Raw genomic sequence first — 3,602 nt, 5'->3', positions numbered from 1 at the left:
AGCATAGCCAGTTAAAGAACCATCAGATCCAATGATACGATGACAGGGGATGAAGATAGAAATCGCATTGGCACCCACAGCAGATGCCACAGCTCTCACTGCTGTTTTATGGTCTATACTTTGAGATAACTCTTTATATGAAGCCGTAGTACCGTAAGGAATTTGAGTCAATCCTTGCCATACACTTTTTTGAAACTCTGTCCCTACCAATAGCAAAGGAATATCAAATGTTTTACGTAGACCTTTAAAATACGCTTCAAGCTCTTCTTTTGCTAGTTGCAATACAGCGTTCTCTTCTTCTATGAAAATAGCTTTAAGTCCCTTTTGAACTCTTCTGTCAACACTTTCCCTCGTCTTTCTATATCTCCAGTCAGCCATACAGAGTTTGTTGTCATAAGCACCCAATATCATCTCTCCAAAAGGTGATTGAAAATACTGAATGCTTATAGTATGCATGTTTATCCTAGTAATGCTTTTTGTTTCTTTGTCAACTTTTCATACACAAGATCATAAGAGTGGTCTATCAATTCTTCCACTGTTTCATCATCTACATCAGAATCTTCTACTGTTACTGTGTTCCAATGCTTTTTATTCATATGATACCCTGCAATGACCCCTTCATAAAGAGAGCGTAACTCCAAGGCATAGATAGGGTCACACTTGAGGTTAACAGAGATAGGTCTATCTTCTGATGTCAAAGCAAACATTTTTTCAGCAATGCGATAGACACGAACCTTCTCATCAAAAGGATAATCAGAAGTCACCCCTTGTTTCGCACGTATATAGGTATCCAAGTGTTCAAAGTTCATCTCACTTCTCCGCATTGTAAAATATTGTCTTTATAGATCATACCATAGTTCGTAATAGATTATTAATCTATCAACACTTTGGAGTTTATCTTTCCTTTAATAGTTTTCATTATAAAACCTCCTATATAGAACATTTTATAAGGTTTTCTATTGAAGAGGTGAGATTTATGGTCCGAAAACGTCGCTACAGCAGATAACCTTATAAAATATGTTAGATTATAAGGTTTTGAAAGTTTGGTTAAATCTATAATGTTGCTTGAGTTGAGTTTAATGTCTCTGATGGTAGTACTAGAAAGAGTGCCTTATAGTCTTTTGAAAACCTCCCAAAATTACAAAATCCCCATTTTATTGCAATGTTAGAAACATTTGTCTTTAATGCATCTGCATGACATAGATCCTCATGCGCTTTATTTAGCTTTAGTATCTGCATAAAGCGTTTAGGTGTTATTCCAAAAAGAGATCTGAAGCTGTTTAGCAGAGTTTTTTCTGATAGATTGAACTGCTTAGCAATACTTTGTATAGACATAGTTTCTTCTAAAGAATTAAGGAGAAAAGACCTGACTTCAAGCGCAGTCTTTTCTCCTTCTGTGAGATGGCACGCTTCTCCTGTTTGTCCCTCAAAAGAACACTTGATGGCTTTTATAATTCTGCCTTCCATTTCTTTAATTTCATCAGTATTGTTAAATAAATTAGGTTCTTCTAAAACACGTCTCCATTCATTTTCAACTGTATCAGAGAGTATGTTATTCTTGTATTTGAATATTTTGTCTGTAGTGTCAAGTATCCAGGGGATTTCTGTTGCAATAAGCGTTTTAGCGATACTAATTACTCCCAGTATTGTGGGATGACTTGAGCTAAAGTCATAAGGTTGTGAGTCATCAATTATAATGATATCACCAGTCTCCATTTTAAGGTCGTTGAAACATACACAACCGGCACTTTTTTGCAAAATGACGATGGTTAAACAATCACTTGGTGAAAGGCCTGAAAACATCATTCCCTCATGTCTAACTGCATGTCCAAACTGTAGATTGCTTAATTGTACACCGTCATGGCGACCATAAAATGTTCCAGTGCCAAATCTATATCTTGATAGAAAAAGCCAGTTTTTCGCACTTTCTTGCATAGCAGGATAATCAAAAAACTCCTGATTAACAATCAAGCCTGGCTGGAATTTTAATTTATGTATATCTGGCAAAATAATCCTTTTTGTTTGATAATCATAAATAATTTTTGTTTAAGTATACTGAAATTTACGGAAAATGGCTAGACAAGTATTTTCCAAGATACTACAATATTATATAGATATATTAATATAAAGGATACAAAATGAAAAAAAGAGAGATAAAAATGAAAAAATTAAATCTACTATTTGTCTCCATATTGGTGGCTTTAAGTATTCAACCCCTGAGTGCAACAACCCTGAGCAAAGAAGAAGTTAAAAATATTACCAAAGAAGCGTTCATATATACCTATCCGATGATGGACAACTATAAGATGATCTATGTTCTAAAGGTTTGGAAAGACTCCCCTGTATATGAGACACCTTTTAATGAGCTAACACATAATGCGGTTCTGCTTGGTCCAGAATATACAACAATGGTTCGTCCAAATAATGATACCTTTTATTCAAATGCAATATTCGATTTACGAGCAGAACCAATGATTTTAAGTGTTCCAGCCATTTCTGATAAGCGTTACTACTCATGGCAACTTATAGACCTATTTACACATAATATAGGTTATATAGGTACACGTGAAACAGGCTTTAAAGCTGGTAAATATCTCATCGCAGGGCCTAACTGGAGTGGAAAAAAGCCTAAAGGGATAACTAAGGTCATACAAACAGATTCTAACATTCTTTTGGCTTTAGCACGCACACAAGTCTACTCTACAGATGATGCTAAAAATGCCAAGAAAATTATGAGTGAATATAAGGTAGAGACTCTAAGTCAATACATGGGAACACCAGCTCCTAAAGCGGCATCTCCATTAGATTTTCCAGTCTATTCTGATGAAAAAATCAGATCGGTTGAGTTTATTACTTATCTTAACTTTTTCCTTGGGCTAGTTAAACCAAATCCAAGCGAGAGCGCACTTTTAAAAAGATTTTCAAAAATTGGTATTGGTGCGGATGTAGCATTTGATGTAAACAGCATTGACCCTGAGACGAAAAAAGTCATGCAAGATGCTATTGATGAAGCGATGGTAGAGATAGAAGCAGAAGTTAAAAATTTGGGTGTAGTAAAAGATGGATGGATGCAAGTTTCAGGAGCATTTGGTTCTCCAAAAGAGATGGAAGGTAAATTTCTAACCCGTGCAGCAGCTGCGTACTTTGGACTATATGGAAACAGTATTGAGGAGGCTTTTTACCCAGATACAACGATAGATGAAAATGGTGATGCACTTGATGGTTCTAAACATAACTATACACTTCATTTTTCTAAAGATAGACTTCCACCAGTAAAAGCGTTTTGGTCTTTTTCTATGTATAAATTGCCAGAACAACTTTTTACAGAAAATTCTATCAAGCGTTATGTCATTAGTAGTGCTACGGAAGGTCTTAAATATAATGAAGACGGCTCTTTAGATATCTATATTCAAAAAGAGAAACCTTCGGCAGACAAGGTCTCAAACTGGTTGCCGGCATATGATGGAAAATTCTCTCTACAAGCCAGACTTTACTGGCCAGAACCAGCGAGTCTTGACCCTTTATATGTACTACCAAAAGTCATAATATCCAAATAAAGACAAAAGGATACAAAATGAAAAAGATCTACTTAATGGCATTGG

4 protein-coding genes are annotated in these 3,602 nt (G+C 35.5%); 1 reads left to right on the top strand and 3 read right to left on the bottom strand.

All coding sequences use genetic code 11. The features are described 5' to 3' along the window. The 3 genes from WBM70_RS04465 to WBM70_RS04455 all read right to left on the bottom strand — a co-directional run. Positions 1-456 (bottom strand): methylated-DNA--[protein]-cysteine S-methyltransferase (locus tag WBM70_RS04465; protein ID WP_424557306.1); only part of this gene is annotated, 456 nt, incomplete at its 3' end. Between the two features lie 2 nt (positions 457-458). Continuing rightward, positions 459-809 (bottom strand): MmcQ/YjbR family DNA-binding protein, encoded by a 351-nt coding sequence (locus WBM70_RS04460; RefSeq protein WP_424557305.1) that lies wholly within the window; start codon positions 807-809, stop codon positions 459-461. Positions 810-1,053: 244 nt separating this feature from the next. Beyond that, on the bottom strand, positions 1,054-2,007 hold the full coding sequence (locus WBM70_RS04455) for a helix-turn-helix domain-containing protein (protein WP_424557304.1): 954 nt from the start codon (positions 2,005-2,007) through the stop codon (positions 1,054-1,056). A gap of 131 nt (positions 2,008-2,138) precedes the next feature. On the opposite strand from WBM70_RS04455, the gene WBM70_RS04450 reads away from it, so the two are divergent. Continuing rightward, positions 2,139-3,557, top strand: a complete 1,419-nt coding sequence (locus tag WBM70_RS04450; protein WP_424557303.1) for a DUF1254 domain-containing protein — start codon at positions 2,139-2,141, stop codon at positions 3,555-3,557. The last annotated feature ends 45 nt before the right edge of the window (positions 3,558-3,602 follow it).

It is taken from the genome of Sulfurovum sp., assembly GCF_049668085.1.
Classification (GTDB): domain Bacteria; phylum Campylobacterota; class Campylobacteria; order Campylobacterales; family Sulfurovaceae; genus Sulfurovum.
This window is presented reverse-complemented; position numbering and strand designations above follow the sequence as displayed.

Bases quoted from the DNA above. Each gene is read 5' to 3' on its own strand.
- WBM70_RS04450 (WP_424557303.1), top strand. From the start codon at position 2,139: ATGAAAAAAAGAGAGATAAAAATGAAAAAATTAAATCTACTATTTGTC.
- WBM70_RS04460 (WP_424557305.1), bottom strand. From the start codon at position 809: ATGAACTTTGAACACTTGGATACCTATATACGTGCGAAACAAGGGGTG.